We start from the raw sequence: 18,331 nt of genomic DNA, 5'->3' as shown, positions 1-18,331 counted from the left end.
CGAGGTCTCGACCCACACGATGTTTTTGCACCAGGGCAAGGTCGAGGAAGAAGGCAATCCGCGCGAGGTGCTGCTCAAGCCGCAGAGCCCGCGCCTGCAGCAGTTCCTCAGCGGCGGGCTGAAGTAGAGTCGCGCAGGTGAGTCCCACCATCGAGCGCCCCATTGCCCTGCTGCTGTTGCCCGGCCATTCGGCGCTGGCCGCCGGCGCCTTGCTGGATGCGTTCAGCAGGGTCAATGAGCTGCAGGACGAGGCCGACTACCGGCCGCAGCCGGTATCGCCGGCGGGTGGGCCGGTGGCTGCGAGCAGCGGCGCCCGATTCATCACCGAGGCGCTCGATCCCCAGCTGCCCTGGCATGCGCTGTTCGTGCTGGCCGGCGAACGCGCGCCGGCCAGCGCGGCCTTGCTGGCCCTGCTGCGCGAGCTCGGGGCCAGGTCTTGCGTGCTGGCCGGTGTCGACGGCGGCAGCGCCGTGCTGGCGGCCGCTGGCCTGTTGGACGGCGAGCGTGCCAGCGTGCACTGGACCCTGGCCGATACGCTGATGGAGGCCTACCCGGCCGTGGTCTGGTCGGGGCAGGTCTGGGAGATCAACGCGGCGGCCAGCCGGCTCAGCTGTGGCGGCGGTACCGCCTGCTTGGATCTAGCGCTGGCCTGGCTGGCGGGGCTGCACGGCGATCGCCTGGCGCAGGAGCTGACCGTGGCACTGGGGCTGGAGCGCGCGCGCGGGCGCGATGAGCGCCAGCGCCGGCCCAGCTCCGAACGCATGGGGGCCGGCAGCCCCAAGCTGGCCGAGGCGCTGGCCCTGATGGAGGCCAATCTGGCCGAGCCCCTGCCCACCGAGGAGGTGGCGCGGCTGGTGGGCGTCTCGCGGCGCCAGCTCGAGCGCCTGTTCAAGCAGCATCTGGATTCGCTGCCCTCGCGCTACTACCTGGAGCTGCGCCTGAGCCGCGCGCGTCGGCTGCTGCAGCAGAGCAGCCAATCCATCCTGCAGATCGGCCTGTCCTGCGGCTTCTCGTCCGGGCCGCATTTCTCCAACAGCTACAAGGCCTCGTTCGGCCACACGCCGCGCGATGAGCGCAGCCAACGTGCCGCCGCCTGGCGCAGCCTGCCCTCCACAGAAGAGACCCCGTCATGAAACCGCTTGCCCTCCTGCTGCGCCCGGTGGCCAGCGCCGATCTGCCGGCGCTGGAGCGCATCGCCGCCGCCAGCGCCCATGGCATCGGCTCCCTGCCCAGCGACCGCGACAAGCTCAGCGCTCGCATTGCACGCTCGATCGAGGCCTTTGCCAGCCAGGATGCTGCCAGCGGCGAGGAGACCTATCTCTTCGTGCTGGAGGATCGCGAGGCCGGCCGCGTGGTTGGCTGCAGCGGAATCGCCGCCAGCGCCGGCTTCCATGACCGCTTCTACAGCTACCGCAACGAGTTCGTCGTTCATGCCTCGGCCCCGCTGGGCATCAGCCAGCGCATGCACACTCTGCATCTGTGCCATGACCTGACTGGCTACACCTTGCTGACCTCGTTTTACATCGAGCCCGCCTATGAGCAAGGCCTGGCCCCGCAGCTGCTGTCGCGCGCACGGCTGCTGTTCATCGAGCAGTTCATCGAGCGCTTCAACGACCGCATCGCGGCTGAGAGTCCGGGCCTGGCCAACGAGGCCGGCCAGAGCCCGTTCTGGGACGCGGTGGGCCGGCGCTTCTTCAATATGGACTACCCGCAGGCCGAAGCCCTGACCGGCGGGCGCAGCAAGGCCTATATCGCCGACCTGATGCCGCATTCGCCGGTCTATGTGGCCCTGCTGCCCGAGGACGCGCAATGGGCCATCGGCCAGCTGCACCCGGTCGGCGAGCTGCCATTTGCCATCCTGCAGGCCGAGGGCTTCGATGCCGACACCTATATCGACATCTTCGACGGCGGACCGACGGTGGAGGCCAGCCTGGCGATGCTGCGCAGCATCCGCCATGCCCGCACGCTGCCGCTGCGTGCCGGTGCAGTGACTCTGGGGCTGTCGGCCTGGCATCTGGTCGCCACCACCGGGCGCGAGGACTTCCGGGCCGTGCTGGCACAGCTGCCGCCGGCCGCAAAGGAGCTCTCGCCCGGCCACGAGGCGGCTGCGCGGCTGGGCCTGGCCGAGGGTGCGCGGCTGCGAGTCACGCCCGTCGATTCCCAAGCAGACCAGGGAGGGCGCTGATGAGCTTCTTGCGTGAGTTCGAGGCGGCCGATGCCGCCGTACTGGCCGGCTGGGTCAGCCAGGCCGGCGTGGCGGTGGAGCCGGCCCTGGCTGTGGGCGAGTGCTGGCTGATCGCCGCCGATGCGGCCGGACGGCCTCAGGCCTGTCTGCGCCTGCGTGAACGGCTGGGTCTGAGCCTGCCGCGCTACAGCTACCACGTCGGCCGGGCCGTCCACGCGGCGGCCGAGCTGGGCCTGTTCCAAAGCCAGGCGACGCTGCTGCTGGGCAATGACCACACCGGCGATAGCGAGCTGGCCGATCTGGCCCATGCTCCCGACTGCACTGAGCCGGTAGCGGCCCTGCAGGTCCTGATCATGGCCGCGCTGGCGCGCATCTCGGCGCAGCGCACGCGCTACGGCGAGCGCCTGGTGGTCGAGCTGGCCGGCCCGCGTGACGCCGAGGGCCGCTCGCCGTTCTGGCAGGGGCTGGGGCGGTTTTTCTTTGCGGGCGATCCTGCGGCTGCTCGCCAGCGCTGGGGCGAGGCCTGGACCAGCCATCTGGCGGCCCTGCTACCGCGCCAGACCCTGTACTTGCCATTCCTCGACGAGGCCGCGCAGGCGGCGGTAGGCCGAGTCGGCGCGGCCGGCCGCCATGCTGCCGCCGCGCTCGCAGGCTCCGGGTTCGCCTATGGCCGCCATGTGCGCATCGATGACGGCGGGCCGATCTGGGAGCTGAACCTGCTACAGATTGCGTGCTAGTGCGCCGATTTCGCCGAGCATGAAGTTCCAGTAGGGCAGTACGCAGCCCAGATGGCTGGCTGGCTGAGCGGTGCAATCGCTCAGGCTGACCTGTGCTCCGGCACCACGTGCCTGCATGGCCTTGACCGTGCTGCTGGTGCTCAGATAGGGCACAGTCTGGTCGTCCCGGCCGTGATAGAGCTTGACGCCGATCTCGGGCTTCCAGTCGTGCACATTGCTGTGCTGGTCGAGGGCGGCCTGGTCATCCGCCAGGTAGTAGTCGATGAAGTTGGGCTGGATCTTGACGTCGTCATCATCGTCCTGCACTTCTTCGAGCAGCAGATCACGCAGCTGTTGGCGCAGCGAGCTGCTGAGGTTCTTCAGCAGGCCGGGGCTGAGCACGGCAGCCAGCAATGGATTCTCATCACGCACGCGGCGCAGCAGCTCGTCCAGCGTGGCACTGACGTGGTAGGGGCCCGCCCCTGTTACGACGGCGACGAGCTGGGCCTTGTGCGGATCGCTGCCCGCCTGCAGCGCGCGGTGGGCCGCCATCGTCACATAGCCGCCCTCGGAGTAGCCGGCCATGAAAAGCTGGCCGTTATCGGGCAGGTTCTGCAGGCTGCGCCAGGCTTTGCTGGCGCTGAGCAGATCAAGGACCGTTGCCGCTGAGGGGGCGGCCAGGAGATAAGGATGAGGTTTGCCCTTGCTGGCGCCGTAGCCTACATAGTCGGGCGCAATCACGATATAGCCTGTTGATGCCATCACGATGGCCGGCTCGGCAGCCACCGCGTGGTTGCTGGGTGCCTCGGCGTCGCGCCAGGTCGTGCCATGCTGGTAGCTCAGCAACGGGCTGCTGGCGTTGGCAGGCTTTTGTGGCACGCTGACCAGGCCTGAGGCCTCGATCAACTGGCCCGCACCATCCAGCGTGCGGTAGTTGATACGCCAGGACTGCACCTCGTAGCGGGGCGTGACGTTCGGCGCACGGGTGCCGGCCTGGGCGATGGCCGAGGCGATATCGGCTGCCGGGATGCTGCTGAGCCGGGTCGCGCTGAGCAGCTGACCTTGAGCGGGCGTGATGACGGGGTCCGGCGGTGGTTGTGGAGCTGGGCCGCTGCCTCCGCCGCCGCAGGCGCTGACGAAAATCGCGACCAACAGACTGGCGCCCAGGTGTGAGCCGCGACGGCCCCGCCCGATGAAGTGGTAGTTCATGACTGAAAGCTCCCTGATTGCTTCGCGCCGCTGCCGCGGGCACGGACCGGCTCGTGGACCGGCGCAGTCAGCTTAAATCAAAACCTGTGGGCTTTCATGAACTTCACTCAGCCCGGCGGCCACCAGATCTCGATCACGCCCGGCGTCGACCGCAGGCCCTCGGGTAACCGTGCCAACTGCCAGCCGGTCTGTTGCACGCTGGCAGCGCAGGCAAGGCTTGCCGTGTCGTGATAGATCACGGTCACCGGTCCGTAGGGCCTGGGCGGAACCCGGCCGCGCCGCTGCGCGCTGGCCAGCACATCCTCGGTGGCAGGGACATTGGCGCCCATCGCGCGCAGCTGCACGACGACGCTGCGCACTTCGGGCAGGCGCTCGGGCCCGTAGACCTGGGTGTAGATGGTCTTGCCGGAGCATAGGCCGGGCGCTGCGGCGATTGCGCTGGCCGCCAGCGGCGGGCAGCTCGGGGCCGGCGGGCTCAGGTCCAGCCCCCAGTAGCGCGGCTGGGCCTCGTTGTCGCGGCGCAGCCGGCCTAGGTCGAGGCAGCGCTTGGTCGGCAGGTCTAAAAACATCGCGCATACCGGCAAGCGCTCGCGGCGCGTGCTGCACAGCTGCTCGGTGTGCTGCAGCACGCATTGGGCCAGTGGCGAGCGCTGGAACCAGCCGGCCTCGCCGCTGGGGCACAGAGTCTCGGCGACGCGCAGCACCGAGGCCGCCAGCGCGGCTACCTCCTTGTCGCTGCTCAGGTCGAGCCGGCCGTACTGCTCGGAGATCTCCTTGTAGGCGGCGCGGTCGGCGCGGGCGATCTCGGCGCTGTCATCGCGCCACCCCTCCAGCGCCTGCCATAGCGAGATGCCAATGGTTGTTGCTGCGCTCAGGCCCACCGTGGTGGCTACCGCCGGGCCAGCGATGCGCGAGGGCAGCCGGCTGAGCATGCCGGGCTTGGAGTCTTTGGCCGCACCCGGCTCCTTGGTGACCGGCACGCTGCCGCTTCGCCCCACCGGCATCCCGTCATCGGGCACGAACAAGCGCGTGGCCAACTGTGGCAGGCGTTCCAGCATGCTGTCGCCCAGATGGCGACCGAGCTGATCGCCCAGCGTGAAATAACTCTCCCACTGCGCTTCGTCGAAGAACTGGTCGGTGGTGGACTGCTGCGGGAAGCCCGGGTTCTCGCGCTTGAAGTTGATCAGGTCGACTGGCAGACCGGGGCAGATATTCGGTTTGACCACCACCATCAGCCCCTTGGCGCCGCTGCGCCGGTAGCTGATGCTGGCCAACGCGATGCAGGCCACGCTCTGCGCCGAAGCCAGATCGCTGAGCGAGCCGAAGCACTCGGGTACGGCCTCGCCGCCGACGCCGGTCATATTGGTCGAAGCTGCCGGGCGCAGGAACTTGATATCGGTCTGCAGATCGATGCGAGCTTTGCGCACCAGGTTCTCCAGATCGCCGAAGCCGTAGCGCGGATCGGCGCCGCAATCGGCCACCACGATCAGCTCGGCCTCCTCGACCAGCAGCGCGTAGGCACCAGTGTTTTCATAGTGGCCGCCATCGCTGAGGTACCAGTGGCGCTGGCGGTCCGGGTCGAACTGGCCGCACAGCTCGGCCAGCACCATGGCCGACTTGCCGCCGCGAAGCCGGCGGCGCTGGCCGCGCTGACCGTGCGAATCCTTCAGCCCGCGGCTGTCCCACCAATGGCCCAGACGCAACCCCGAGCTCATCGCCAGCACCGCGATGCCCATGCGCGTCATGCCGCCCAGGCCCGGGGCGAAGGCCGCTCCCGAGATCGAGACCCAGGAGCCCAGCGACATGGCCCGCAGCGGCCCGATGCGGCGCCAGGGCCGCAGGCCGACGCGGGCCAGCCCCAGCGGTCCGACCGACAGCGGCAGGCCGCGCCGGTCCTGGTTGAACAGGCCGCCGCGTGGGTCCTGGGTCTGGTTGATGCAGACATTCAGCAGATGCACCGGGCCGCCGTACTGGTGCGGCGCATAGCGACGCATCGCCAGATCGTCGTCTGGGTCGACCACATCGATGGCCTCGACACGCAGGCCGCCATCGGGCTCATCGGGAATCACCGCCAGCGGGCAGCGTCGCGCCAGCTCGCTGCTGAGGCCGCTGGCCTGGGCGAAGCGCTTGCCATTGGCCGCGCCGAGATAGCTGCGCACCAGCCGGGCCCGGTAGAACATATGCAGCGAGGAGCGGTTCAGGAACTCGATGTTCCAAGCACTCAAGACAATATAGAGCAGGCACAAGAGGGCCAGGCCACCGGCCCATAGCGGCGCATGCGCGCCTATCATGCCGTCGGGCTGCGGCACGAAGACCAGGGCATAGGCCAGTGAGACCCACCAGATGGTCAGCGAGAAGAGCAGCAGCAGGCCGGCAAGATGACCGAGCATCGCCAGCGACAGGCCCAGCGCCGGCGTCATCGTCGAGCTGCTGGGCACCAGTCGCGGAAGCAGCAGGCGCAGCAAGCCCGACAGGCCAACCAGCGCGGCGCCATACCAGCCCTGGCTGCTGCCCTCAAAAACCAGGTACCAAGCCAGGCGGTCGATCAGGCCCAGCAGCGCCAGCAGCAGGGCGATCTGACCGACCAGGGCCAGTTGGGCGGTCAGGCGGTGGCGAGCCCGCTCCATCACGACGCGCAGCGAGAAGGGCTCGCCGGCCCGAGCAGCCGCCTGCTGGAGCCGATGGCGGGTCCAGGCGGCATAGGGGCCGGCTAGGACCCAGGCCAGAGCGCCGCACAGACTCAGCAGCCAGGCCCACCACAGCGCGGCCGGCCAATCGCTGGTCGCGCCCTGCGGCCGCAGCCGCCACAGCGCTGCCGCCAGGCCCAGCCAGAGTAGGGGCAGAAGGTATTGCGTGGCCTGAGGCCAGGCGCCGCGCGGTCGCGCTCGCAGCAGCCAGTAGCTGCAGGCCAGCAGGCTGGCGACGAATGCCTGCGGCAAGAGCAGCAGCCAGACGGTGGGCAGCCAGGCCAGGACGCCATAGACCGTGCTGCGCGCCAGCGCGTCCTCGGGGAGAGCTGCGCGCAGCCAGGGCCAGACCCAGATATTGCACAGCGCCAGCAGGCAGCCCAGCAGCAGGCCCAGCACGCCCATCTCGATATGCACGGCGACGAGATTGCGCAGATACAGCGAGACCGCAAAGATCGCATCTCGCAGGCCGCGCGGGATCAGGTAGCGGCCGTTGGCGCGCAGCCACCAGGCCAGCCAGCGCTTGTCGACGCTGGCCAGCGCATTGGCGGTTTCGACGACTTCCTCGGGGCTTTGCGCTTGGTGAAACAGCTTGCCCACCGCCGCACCCAGATAGCCGCCGCCGGAGACGGTGGACATCATGTCAAAGCGCAGCAGCGCGCCCCCGCGTGCCAAGGCCTTGACCAGGCCCAAGCTGAAGGTGGCGCTGCGGATGCCGCCGCCCGACAGGGCTAAGCCCCACAGCCCCTCGCCGCCAGGTGGGCGCTTGGCGCCATACAGTGCCTGGCGCCGCTGCCTGACCAGGTCCGCAATCGTCTCGCTCATAGCGTCCACCTCTCACGAGTGGCCCAGTGTTGCACCGCCGGCGGCGGCGCGCATCCCTAAGCTCGTTTCACGGGCTCGTGGGCATAGCGCGTTCATTGGGCTGCGCGATAGGACACACCGTTGTCTTCGTCCGGGGGCAGCTGACCGGCCCGCACATCGACCTGGATCGGGGGCAAGTTCCGTGTTGGCACTTCCAGGGATGCGTCGTGCGCGCGGCGCATCGCGACAAAGCTGTCCTCATCGATGCCCTCACGCCCATGGATATTGCCGGCCCGCTGCCCCGCCACCATGGTCTGCCACTGCGGAGCGCGGCCCTCTGGCGGGTAGTCGTAGCAGACAAAAACACGAGTTGACGGCGGCAGGTCCAGAATGCGGCGCATCGAACGAAAGAGCTGGCGCGCATTGCCCCCAGGGAAGTCGGCTAGAGCGCTTCCGACATCTGGCATGAACAAGGTGTCGCCCAAAAGGACCGCATCGCCGATCAGATAGGCCCTATCGGCCGGCGTTTGGCCCGGCACCAGCAGTGCGGTGACCTCGAGCGTGCAAATGCGGAAACTCTCGCCGTCCTTGAAAAAGTGGTCGAACTGGCTGTCATCGGGCAAGAAGCTTTGCTCCAGCTTGTAGAGCCTCTCCCGGCCCTGGTGGGGCTGAGTACGGGGGAGGGCAAGGCGCTGATCTTTGTCGCGTCGAGGCAGGCAGGCATTGGCTCTTTCCAAGTGATCGAACACATGCGTCAGCGTCGCGCCTGACGAAAAAAAGCCACCGCCGCGGCGGTGGCTTTCACAGGAGCAGAGTTGCTTAGGGGCTGATCAGCACCAGATCGGCCTCACGACCGGTCTTGGCCAGACCATTCAAGAGCAGCAGGCCGGTCTGCGACGGCGAGGCGGCTGCGCCGGCCGGGTTGTGCATCACCGGCACTGAGCCGGTGAAGCCAATCGGCACACCCAGCGAGCTGCCGATGACGCTGGCAAAGCGCGGTGTGGCCGGTGTGTAGCGCATATTGGTGATGGCATCGGTCTGGCTGCCGGTGAAGTAGTTGTCAAAGGCGAATACCGAGAAGCTGATCTGCTGGTTCGGGTCTGTGACACCCAGATCGCTGGCCAGCACAGTCATCACCATATTGCCCGACATCAGATCGGCGCCGGCATAAAAGCGTGCCACCGCCGCGCCATTGTTCGAGCCGTCCGGGTTGAGCCTTTGCACATAGACAATGGTCTGGCCGCTGCTGGCGAAGGCGCCGTTCTCGGCGTTGTAGACCACGGCGTCGAAGATGCCATCGGTGTTGGCATCGACATAGACATCGAACTCGGCCGGATAGGCCGGGTGTGCCCGCTCGCCATAGGTCGAGATGCCGAACTGCAGGCCGAGTCCGCCCACATCGACCGCCCGCACGCCCGCTGCGCGCAGATCCACGATGGCCTGGCCGCCGCCATAGGCCGGTTGCTGGGTGCTGATCTGCGGGCTGGTGCCGGTCAGCGAGAAGATCTCCAGAGGGCCGGAGACCGCGCCGCCGACATTGCTGATCGGCAATTGGCCCCCGGCCGCACCGCCGAGCGCCAGATTGGTGGCAGCCACCACATTGGCGCTCTTGCGCGGCAGCACATGCCAAGGCACGCTGGCCCCATCGGTGCCATCGGCCACGGTGATGTAGCCGTCGAACTCGACCGCCTGCAGCAGCGCGCCGTTGCCCTGGTTGGCGGCCAAGCCGAGGTTCCAGTTCGGAAGCTTGGAGGCATCCAGCACCAGGCTCAGCGTGAAGGCCGCCGTGCCATTGGCCGGCACCGCGATCGAGGCCGGCGCATTCAGCACGACCGCACCGCTGGCCGCATCGTCGGCGTAGCGGAAGCTGCGGGTGATGGTGTAAGTGCGCGGCGTGGTGCTGTAGTTGCGCACCGCGACCTTTTTGCTCAAGGTCATCATCCCTGTGGCACGGGGGCTGCCGAAGGAAAGGGCAGGGCTATAAGTGTTGCTGGCGTCCCACAGGCCAGTGGTCAACGCGGCCGAGGCGTTGACGCGCAGCTCACCGGCGCCGATGCGCGAGATCGGTGCTAGCGCGCCAGGCTGGGTGGCCGGGTTGGTATAGACCGTCTGGTTGGCTGCATTCATCAGCCGCGCCTTGATCTCGGGCGGCGCCGCATTCGGGTATTTCTGCAGCAGCAGCGCGGCCGCACCGGCAACGACCGGGGCTGCGCCCGAGGTGCCGCCGAAGCTTTCCGTGCCGCTACCGGTGCCGTTGACTGCTGAGACCGAGGCGCCGGGCGCGCCGATCTCGGGCTTGATCGTGGCAAAGTTGTAGGACGGGCCGCGCGAGGAGGTCGCAGCCATGCTGCCGGCCAACGGGATGCTGTTGGCAGGGCTGACGTTGACCTGCACGGTGTTGTCGGGCACCGACTTCAGCACGTTGCCGATGGCCTGGGTGACGACCAGGCTTGGCACCATCGGAGCACCGCCGCCGAAGCTGAAGGTGGGCGCGTCACCGGCAGCATTGTTGGCGATCAGCACACCGATCGCGCCGCGGTTGGCTGCATTCGCCACCTTGATGCTGATCGAGCAGACGCCGCGATCAATGAGGGCCACCGTGCCGGTGAAGTCGATGGTCGTTGCCATCTCGCAGGCCAGCGCGTTGGCAGAACCGTTCGGGCCGGCGCGTCGCAGGGTGCCACCGAAGCCGGCACCTATTGGTGCCCAGTCCAGCGTCGCGGTGTTGGCATAAACGCCAGCAATGCCGGCCGGTGCGGTTACCACCAGCGGGATCGAGCCGGCATTGGCCATGCTGGTCTGCGCCACGCTGATGGCTTCGGGCGCGTTCGATGGCGAGCCGAGGATGAAGGGGCGGTCCGCCGAGTTGCCGGCCGAGATCGCTGCAACGATGCCGAAGCGCACGGCATTGCTGATCGCCTCGGTCGAGGGATTCTCACGCTGGCCGTAGCTGGCGCCTAGCGAGAGGTTGACGATGTCGGCGGCGTCTGAAAAGTCCAGATCGCCGTTCGGATCCATGGCCCATTCGATGCCTTGCAGAATCGCCAGGCCGTTACAGCTGGTGGCGACGCTGCTGCAGACCTTGACCGCATACAGGGAGGCACCGGGCGCCATGCCCTTGTGCAGACCATCCAGGCTGGCACCGGCGGCGATATCGGCCACATGGGTGCCGTGGCCGGAGCCCACGCCCGCGTCGATCGGGTTCGGGTCGGCGATCTGCGGGCCGTTGGGCCAGGTCTCGCCGACAAAGTCGTAGCCACCGATCACCTTGGCGCTCGGGAACAGGGCAGCCGGCGGCATACCGCTAGCGGCGGCGGAGGCGGCATTGAAGTCGGACACCAGGCCCGAGCCGCCGAGGTTGCGGTGGGTGTAGTCGATGCCGGAGTCCAGCACCGCGATCTTCACACCCTGACCGCTCAGACCCAGGTCCTGCAGCGTTTTGGCGCCGACATAGGGCACCGTTGTGCTCAGAGCCTTCTGGTGATCGATCACCGGACGCAGCGCCGAGACGCCGGGCAGGCGGGCGATCTGCGGCAGCTTGGCGGCGTCGGCCGAGATCACCACGGCGTTGTAGGCCTTGCCCAGACGGCCCAGTTCCTTGCCGCCCAGGGCCCGGATCTGGCCCATCAAGGCGTCCTGCTTGCTCTTCAGGCTGGCCATATAGGCCTGGCGCTGCGCCAGCGTCATGCCGCCTCCGGTCTTCTTCGCATTCATCGCCAGCTTTTGGGCCAGGGGCGGATCGCTCAGCCGCACGGCCACCTGCACGGTGCCGGTCTGCTGGCGCAGCAGGGAGTTGCGCTGCTGGGTTTGCGGGCTGGGCAGCGCGAGCGCTGCTGCCGTGTTAGGTAAGGGGGTCTGGGCGAAGGCAGCGCCCAACGCTGCCATTGCGGCGGCGCTCAGCAGGGCGTGTCTTGCAATACGGGGACTGAACATGGAGTTCTCCTTGTTGCAGAAGCGGGTGGCGTCAGGCGGCGGCGATCAAGGGCGTGCGCGGGGCACGCCGGCGCGAGGCCCACAGCCCCAGGCCGGCGGCCAGCACCAGCCCTATCGTGCCGGGCTCGGGCAGCTCGGCATTGGTGGCGCCGGTCAGCTCAATGAAGTAGCTCAGCGGCGCCTCGCTGCCGCTGTCAAAGCCGGTCCAGCCCGCCAACGCGCCGGCGCCGGCATTGCCGCCCAGCACGTCGTTGAAGCCGCCGGCCAGGAAGGAGGGGCTACCGTTGGCGCCATCGGCGATGAAGCCACCGATGGCAACGGCCAGGTAGTAGATGCCGTCGCTGATCGGTGAGCTGGCGTCGCCGCTGGGCAGCAGGGAGGTCAGCCCGGAGAAGTCGGGCATGTCATCGTTCATGTAGACGCCCAGGCCTGCGGCGTCGAACAGGTACAGAGCGGTATCGAAGCCGGTGTCCTGGGTCTTGGCCGAGAAGCTGGCAGCATCGCTGATGCGGATCTTGTAGAGATCGACCTGGTGGCGCGGGTTGCCGCCGACCGGCACGCTGGCGTTCAGCGCGCCGCCGATGCCGCTCAGGCTATTGAAGCCACTGTCATATGTGGTCTGGGCTGTGCCCAGCAGATCGCCGGCGCCCGGGGCGGTCTCATTCCAGACGAAACCAGCCATTGCGCCCGTAGGCAGGCTGAGGGCGGCGGCTGCGGCGAGCAGCGCGGCAATCTTCTTGATGCGTTTCATGAGGCAAGCTCCTGTGAGGGCGCGATTCTGTGAAGAACAAAAGGCAATGTGTGTGGCACCGTGACCAAGCGTTCGCCGGTTCTGATCGGTCCCCGTACTGCCCATGCGGACCTCGTCGTCGGAACTTGCGCTGCCTGCCCTGCTGCGGCCGCCAAGCCGCAGCTCACCATGCCGCGAGGCCCGACGATAAGCCGCCCGCTGTGCTTGGCGTACGGCGGGTATCCCCCACATTCATGGGGGTGGGGTCAGGCCTTGTCAGCGCGAGCAATGAGGCCCGCGCGTGACTTTTCTCACAGTGAAAACGGGCCGATAAATCGGGGCTTTGAGCGCTGCCGGACGGAGCCTGCCCCTAGGGAATGTCCCAGGTCCGCTTTGCGGCCCCCGCAACGCGTCGGCCTGCCCGCCGCGTTAATCCGCTCTTAAACCCAAGCCCTTTATTCTGGCCTGCTATCTAGACGAGGTGGCAGGCGATGAGGGGACGAAGAAGTCGGCTGGCGGCCTGGCTGCTTGCGGCCATGGCCATGTCGGCGGCGCCGGTCTTTGGCGACACGGCGATGAGCTGGGTCGGCCGGCATGCCCATGCAATGCCGGCGGCCAAGCCGGAGGAGATCAGCGACGCGCAGTTGCAGGCTTTCGGCGCTGCCATTGGCTCGGCGCGGGTGGTGGCGTTGGCTGAGCAGACCCATGGCGGGCGCGAGGAGTTTGAGCTGCGGCTTCGGCTGCTGCGCTATTTGCACGAGCACAAAGGTTTCGATGTGCTGCTGCTGGAGAGCGGGGTGTTCGACATCGCGCTGTTGCAAGAGGCCATGCAGCGTGGCGAGAAGCTCGAGGCGCTGGCGCCAGGCAGGGTGTTCTATATGTACTCGAAGAGCGATGCCGGCCGCGGCCTGCTGCGCTATCTGGACGAGCGCCAGGCTCGCCCGCGACCGCTGCTGCTGTCAGGTATCGACAGCCAGCTCAGCGGCGAGCTGAGCCAGCGCGAGCTGCTGCCGCGGCTGAAGGCGCGTCTGCGCAGCGCCGAGCCCGACTGGCCCTTGTTTAAGCGCTTGGCGCAGCGGCTGTTCGCGTTGGACGGGCACCCGCCACCGCCCGCCGAGCAGCTGCGCTTCGACGCGCTGACCGAGCGGCTGCGCGTCCGGCTCTGTGCCGGCAAGCTCAGTGGCGAGGACGGCCTGCTGTGCCGCAGCCTGGCCAGCCTGCAGGCCCAGGCCGCAACCCTGTGGCGCGGCGACTACCAGCGCGACCATGCGATGGCCGACAACGTGCTGTGGCAACTGCAGCAGCTCTACCCGGGCAAGAAGGCGGTGATCTGGGGCCACATCATCCATCTGGGCCGGGGCGTCAAGATCGACGCGCGGCACCGCTTTGCCGGTGACATCCTCGGCGACAAACTGGGCCGTGACTACTACGTGCTGAACACGACGGCGTTGCAAGGTTCCTTCCTCGAATTCGCCTCGGGCCAGGTCCACCCGGTGCCGCCGGCCTATCCGCGCAGCCTGGAGGCGGCGCTGGCACGCAGTGCGGCCGAATTCATCTTTCTGGACGCGCCGCGACCGATGCGCGCTGACCTCGCCGGTCTGCCCTCGCGCTCCATGGAGTTCGGCTATGGCCTGCCCACCGGCGGCGGCGCGGGTCTAGGTCGGCACTGGGACGGCGTGTTCTACATTCGCGAGCTGCGCCCGGTGACGATGGAGCGCTGAAAGGGCCGGCCGCCAGTTCAGGCCACGAGCAGCTTGTGTACCAGCTCCGGAGTGGTCGCGGCCTCGTACTTCTTCATCAGCCGTGCGCGGTAGACATCGACGGTGCGCGGGCTGATGCCCAGGCGCCGGCCGATCAGCTTGCTGGTCAGTCCTTCGATCAGCAGCGCTGCGATCTCGCGCTCGCGGGCGGTCAGGTCGGCCTTGATCTGGCGGTGCGCCGACAGGTCTTCGAAGCTCCAGATGCCCTTGGCATGCGGGTCCTTGGGGTCCAGCGCGCGGCCCGAGACATGGCACCAGAACAGCTGGCCGCCCTCGGGGCCGGCGACCCGACGCATCACCCGGTCGTCGGCATAAAAGCCGGTGGCGTCCAGGCTGGCGACGATGCGCGCACCGGTGCGTTCGAATTCGGCCGGGCTGGGGTAGAGCAGCTCGAAGCTGTGACCCACGAGTTGCTCCCGCTGCGCACCGAAGATCGCGAGCACACGGTGGTTGCAGTCCAGGATCTGGCGGCGCTCGGATAGGATCAGGCCTATCGGTGCCATCTCGAAGGCGGTGCGATAGTCCACGCTCATCCGAGCAGCGCGTAGGTAGTGGTGGCCTGTACTGCCAGGCGCCCGTCGGGGTTGGCGATGTCTATTGTGCCGAAGGCCAAGCTCTTGCCGCTGCGCAGGACCTTGGCGCTGATCAGACAGTGGTCCGCCGAGATCGGGCGTAGAAAGCTGGTGTTCAGCTGCACCGTGGTCATCGGCCTGAACTCGCCGAGCTCGGCCATCATCGCCAGAACCATTGCGGTATCGGCTGCCGCCATTGCGGCCTGGCCGCACATCACACCGCCGACATGCACATACTCCCGCTTGACCGGCATCACCAATCGCACTGCGCCGGGCGCGGCCTCCTGTACCTGGAGCTCCATGGCCGTGATCCAGGGTGCAAAGATCGTGGGAATGGCGGCTTGCAGATCGCTTGCGCTGAGGTTCATTCGGGATGTCTCTGGGTGGTTTAGGCGATTCTACGTACCGCCTACGTATTGCTTTAAGTAGTACGCTGGGCGACGTTCGATAGCTACACACGGAGACAATTCCGATGAATAAGGTTTACCCAAGCGCCGCCGAGGCGCTGCAGGGCATTGTTGCCGATGGGCAGTTGCTGGCGGTGGGCGGCTTCGGCCTGTGCGGCATTCCCGAAGCCCTGATCGCGGCGCTGCGCGACAGCGCGGTCAAGCACCTAACCGTGATCTCCAACAACGCCGGCGTCGACGGCTTCGGCCTTGGCCAGTTGCTCGAGACGCGCCAGATCAAGCGCATGATCTCGAGCTATGTCGGCGAGAACAAGGAGTTCGAGCGCCAGTACCTGGCCGGGGAGCTGGAGCTGGAGTTCACGCCGCAAGGTACCTTGGCCGAGAAACTGCGCGCGGGCGGTGCTGGCATCCCGGCCTTCTTTACCCGCACTGGCGTAGGCACGATCGTCGCCGACGGCAAGGAGCTGCGCGAGTTCGACGGTCAGACCTATGTGATGGAGCACGCGCTGAGCCCCGATGTATCCCTGGTCAAGGCCTACAAGGCCGACAAGAGTGGCAATCTGGTGTTCCGTCGTACAGCGCGCAACTTCAACCCGGCCGCCGCGATGGCCGGCAAGATCACCGTCGTCGAGGTCGAGCAGTTGGTCGAGACCGGCGCGATCGATCCGGACGAGGTGCATCTGCCTGGCATCTACGTACACCGCATCGTCGTCAATGCGAATCCGGAAAAGCGGATTGAAAAGCGGACCTTGTCCGAGAAGAAGGGAGCCTGATCATGGCCTGGACACAAGACCAAATGGCGGCCCGCGCGGCGCAGGAGCTCGAGGACGGCTTCTATGTGAACCTGGGGATCGGCATTCCTACCCTGGTGGCCAATTTTGTGCCGGCGGACAAGGAAGTCTGGCTGCAGAGTGAAAACGGCATGCTCGGCATCGGCCCATTCCCGACCGAGGACGAGGTCGACGCGGACCTGATCAATGCCGGCAAGCAGACCGTCACCACCATCAAGGGTTCGTCAATCTTCGGCAGTCATGACAGCTTCGCGATGATCCGCGGCGGCAAGATCAATTTGTCCATCCTGGGCGCGATGCAGGTCAGCGAGCACGGCGATCTGGCCAACTGGATGATTCCCGGCAAGATGGTCAAGGGCATGGGCGGCGCGATGGACCTGGTGGCCGGCGTCAAGCGCGTGATCGTGCTGATGGAGCATGTCGCAAAGAAGAAGGACGGCAGCGAGGACCTGAAGATCATCCCCAAGTGCAGCCTGCCGCTGACCGGTGTGGGCGTGGTCAACCGCATCATCACCGACCTTGGAGTGATGGACGTGACGCCCGAAGGCCTGAAGCTGGTCGAGCTGGCCGAGGGCGTGACGCGAGAGTTCGTGCAGAGCAAAACCGGCGTGCCGCTGCTCTGATCGGAATTTCCCTTCGTTACAGGGCCGCTGATCGCGGCCCTTTTTGATGCATCGCCGACGCTGGTTCGGGCGTGCAATGCGGGTTCCAGCGTGAACTAGCCCCGGGTCTTACGCTCTCTTTCAAAGCCGGAAGGCTCGTTACCGGGTGGGAGTCGTCGCTCCCTTAGATTGCGCCCTCGAGTCATAGCGAGAGCCCGCATGAGCACCATTGTTGCCGAGCCAACCCCTGTAGCGCCCACGCAGCGCATCGCGCTGCCCCAACAAAGCCTGAGTCTGCTGGGCGTCGCCACGGCCTTGAGCGCTTGTGGCGGCGGTGGTGGCGGCGAGGCTGACGGCCCCGCAGCCCAGCCTGGACTGGTGCCTGCACCGGCGCCGGCGCCGGTGCAGGCACCGATCACCGATGCCGCCGCGGCGCGTTTTCTTGCCCAGGCTGGTTTCGACGCCAGCATGGCCGACATCAGTAGCGTCAAATCGGGCGGCTATGCCGCCTGGCTGGAGCAGCAGTTCGCGGCCGGCGGCAGCAGCTCACACGTCGACTGGTTGTTGGCCAAGGGCTATGGGGCCGAGAGTTTCAAGCACAGCCTGAGCGGTGTCGACAACAGCCTGTGGAGAAAACTGCTGTCCTCGCCCGACTCGCTGCGCCAGCGCGTCGTGATGGCGCTCAGCGAGATCTTCGTGGTCTCGATGACTGGCCTGCCCGTGGCTTGGGGCAACTTCGCCGCCGCTGCCTATGTGGACATGCTGGAGCAGCGTGCCTTTGGTTCCTTTCGAGATCTGCTAGAGGGGGTGACCCTGTCATGTGGCATGGGTGTCTACCTGAATATGCGCGGCAACAAGAAGGAGGACGGCAAGGGCAGCGCGCCGGACGAGAACTATGCGCGCGAGGTGATGCAGCTGTTCACGATAGGCCTGCATGAGCTCAACCTGGATGGCACACCGGTGCTGGGAGTTGGCGGCCAGCCCAAGGAGAGCTACACACTGGCTGACATCACCGAGCTGGCGCGTGTCTTCACTGGCTGGGATTTCGACGGCCCAAGCCAGACCGATCCGACCTTCATGCGCCGGCCGATGAGCCACAACGCTGGCCGCTTCTCGAGCGGCGCGAAGCGGGTGCTCCAGGTCGACATTCCCGCCACGGCCGACGGCCCAACAGCGCTGAAGATCGCGCTCGACACCCTGGCTAACCATCCCAATGTCGGCCCCTTCATCGGCCGCCAGCTGATCCAGCGCTTGGTTTGCTCGCACCCCAGCCCGGCCTATGTGCGGCGCGTGGCCGGCGTGTTCAACAACAACGGCAGGGGTCAGCGTGGCGATATGAAGGCCGTGATCGCCGCCGTGCTGCTGGACGAGGACGCCCGCAATGTCGGCAGCGCGCCGTCTAGCGGCCGGCTGCGCGAGCCGCTGCAGCGCTTCATCCAGTGGGGCCGCAGCTTCGGCCTGAGCTCGCCCACCGAGCTGTGGAATGTCGGTGACACCTCCAACCCGGCGACACGGCTGGGCCAGAGCCCGCTGCGCAGCCCCTCGGTATTCAACTTTTTCCGCCCTGGCTATGTGCCGCCGAACTCGCAGCTGGGCAGCAACGGCATCACCGCGCCGGAGTTCCAGCTCTGCAACGAGAGCACGGTGGCCGGCTATCTGAACTTCATGCAAGGCGTCGTGGCCAATGGCATTGGCGAGCTCAAGCCGGTATATACCGATGAACTGGCGCTGGCCGCCGATGCGCCGGCCTTGGTCGATCGAGTCGCGCTGCGCCTGGCCGGCGACGGCCTTAGCGCAGGGACCAAGGCGACCATCGCGACCGCTCTGGCGACGATGAAGTTCGACACCGAGGCCCGCCAGCTCAGCCGGGTGCAGGCCGCCGTGCTGCTGGTCATGGCCAGCCCCGAGTATCAGGTCCAGAAGTAAGCAGGCCCT

Annotated in this window: 14 protein-coding genes and 1 pseudogene; 8 read left to right on the top strand and 7 right to left on the bottom strand. The window is 67.2% G+C overall.

Features of this window, described 5'->3' with window-relative positions; translation table 11 throughout:
• The 4 genes and pseudogenes from OOZ63_RS26330 to OOZ63_RS26315 form a co-directional block, all read left to right on the top strand.
• Window positions 1-127: pseudogene (locus OOZ63_RS26330) on the top strand (histidine/lysine/arginine/ornithine ABC transporter ATP-binding protein); the annotation flags it as partial.
• 10 nt (window positions 128-137) lie between these two features.
• The gene (locus OOZ63_RS26325) at window positions 138-1,133 is read left to right on the top strand and encodes a GlxA family transcriptional regulator (RefSeq protein WP_266008638.1); all 996 of its coding nucleotides are present in this window, start codon (window positions 138-140) and stop codon (window positions 1,131-1,133) included.
• The gene (locus OOZ63_RS26320) at window positions 1,130-2,185 is read left to right on the top strand and encodes an arginine N-succinyltransferase (protein ID WP_266008637.1); all 1,056 of its coding nucleotides are present in this window, start codon (window positions 1,130-1,132) and stop codon (window positions 2,183-2,185) included. The genes OOZ63_RS26325 and OOZ63_RS26320 overlap by 4 nt, the downstream gene beginning before the upstream one ends.
• The gene (locus OOZ63_RS26315; protein ID WP_266008636.1) at window positions 2,185-2,922 is read left to right on the top strand and encodes an arginine N-succinyltransferase; all 738 of its coding nucleotides are present in this window, start codon (window positions 2,185-2,187) and stop codon (window positions 2,920-2,922) included. Before OOZ63_RS26320 ends, OOZ63_RS26315 begins: the two co-directional genes overlap by 1 nt.
• Here OOZ63_RS26315 and OOZ63_RS26310 read toward each other — a convergent pair.
• The 5 genes from OOZ63_RS26310 to OOZ63_RS26290 all read right to left on the bottom strand — a co-directional run bounded on the left by OOZ63_RS26310 (window position 2,905) and on the right by OOZ63_RS26290 (window position 12,285).
• Entirely contained in the window at window positions 2,905-4,110 is a 1,206-nt protein-coding gene (locus OOZ63_RS26310) for an alpha/beta hydrolase family protein (protein ID WP_266008635.1), read from the bottom strand. The two genes, OOZ63_RS26315 and OOZ63_RS26310, sit on opposite strands and share 18 nt — an antisense overlap.
• A 107-nt stretch (window positions 4,111-4,217) precedes the next feature.
• A complete protein-coding gene (locus OOZ63_RS26305; RefSeq protein ID WP_266008634.1) occupies window positions 4,218-7,622 on the bottom strand; it encodes a patatin-like phospholipase family protein in 3,405 nt (1,134 codons plus the stop codon).
• Between the two features lie 92 nt (window positions 7,623-7,714).
• The gene (locus OOZ63_RS26300; RefSeq protein WP_323055791.1) at window positions 7,715-8,224 is read right to left on the bottom strand and encodes a hypothetical protein; all 510 of its coding nucleotides are present in this window, start codon (window positions 8,222-8,224) and stop codon (window positions 7,715-7,717) included.
• Between the two features lie 196 nt (window positions 8,225-8,420).
• Window positions 8,421-11,534: a S8 family peptidase gene (locus OOZ63_RS26295; protein ID WP_266008633.1), complete on the bottom strand. Its 3,114-nt coding sequence runs from the start codon at window positions 11,532-11,534 to the stop codon at window positions 8,421-8,423.
• Window positions 11,535-11,565: 31 nt separating this feature from the next.
• Complete coding sequence (locus OOZ63_RS26290) at window positions 11,566-12,285, bottom strand: PEP-CTERM sorting domain-containing protein (protein ID WP_266008632.1); 720 nt, start codon at window positions 12,283-12,285, stop codon at window positions 11,566-11,568.
• A 470-nt stretch (window positions 12,286-12,755) separates the two neighbouring features.
• Here OOZ63_RS26290 and OOZ63_RS26285 point away from each other — a divergent pair, with 470 nt between their 5' ends.
• The gene (locus OOZ63_RS26285) at window positions 12,756-13,985 is read left to right on the top strand and encodes an erythromycin esterase family protein (protein WP_266008631.1); all 1,230 of its coding nucleotides are present in this window, start codon (window positions 12,756-12,758) and stop codon (window positions 13,983-13,985) included.
• Window positions 13,986-14,002: 17 nt separating this feature from the next.
• Here OOZ63_RS26285 and OOZ63_RS26280 read toward each other — a convergent pair whose 3' ends face one another.
• Both OOZ63_RS26280 and OOZ63_RS26275 read right to left on the bottom strand, forming a co-directional pair.
• Window positions 14,003-14,557, bottom strand: coding sequence for a PAS and helix-turn-helix domain-containing protein (locus tag OOZ63_RS26280; RefSeq protein WP_137941972.1), 555 nt, complete (start codon window positions 14,555-14,557; stop codon window positions 14,003-14,005).
• Window positions 14,554-14,964 carry a PaaI family thioesterase gene (locus OOZ63_RS26275; RefSeq protein ID WP_266008630.1) on the bottom strand — a complete coding sequence of 137 codons (411 nt, stop codon included), beginning with the start codon at window positions 14,962-14,964 and terminating at the stop codon, window positions 14,554-14,556. The genes OOZ63_RS26280 and OOZ63_RS26275 overlap by 4 nt, the downstream gene beginning before the upstream one ends.
• Before the next feature lie 104 nt (window positions 14,965-15,068).
• Between OOZ63_RS26275 and OOZ63_RS26270 the strand changes: the two genes are divergently transcribed.
• From OOZ63_RS26270 to OOZ63_RS26260, 3 genes are all read left to right on the top strand, one after another.
• Window positions 15,069-15,776 carry a CoA transferase subunit A gene (locus tag OOZ63_RS26270; RefSeq protein ID WP_266008629.1) on the top strand — a complete coding sequence of 236 codons (708 nt, stop codon included), beginning with the start codon at window positions 15,069-15,071 and terminating at the stop codon, window positions 15,774-15,776.
• A gap of 2 nt (window positions 15,777-15,778) precedes the next feature.
• Window positions 15,779-16,417, top strand: coding sequence for a CoA transferase subunit B (locus OOZ63_RS26265; protein ID WP_266008628.1), 639 nt, complete (start codon window positions 15,779-15,781; stop codon window positions 16,415-16,417).
• A 198-nt stretch (window positions 16,418-16,615) separates the two neighbouring features.
• The gene (locus OOZ63_RS26260) at window positions 16,616-18,322 is read left to right on the top strand and encodes a DUF1800 domain-containing protein (protein WP_266008627.1); all 1,707 of its coding nucleotides are present in this window, start codon (window positions 16,616-16,618) and stop codon (window positions 18,320-18,322) included.
• The last annotated feature ends 9 nt before the right edge of the window (window positions 18,323-18,331 follow it).

This window comes from Paucibacter sp. PLA-PC-4 (genome assembly GCF_026241155.1).
Classification (GTDB): Bacteria; Pseudomonadota; Gammaproteobacteria; order Burkholderiales; family Burkholderiaceae_C; genus Roseateles_E.
The sequence above is the reverse complement of the archived record's forward strand: the minus strand, read 5'-3'. Positions and strand labels throughout refer to the sequence as shown.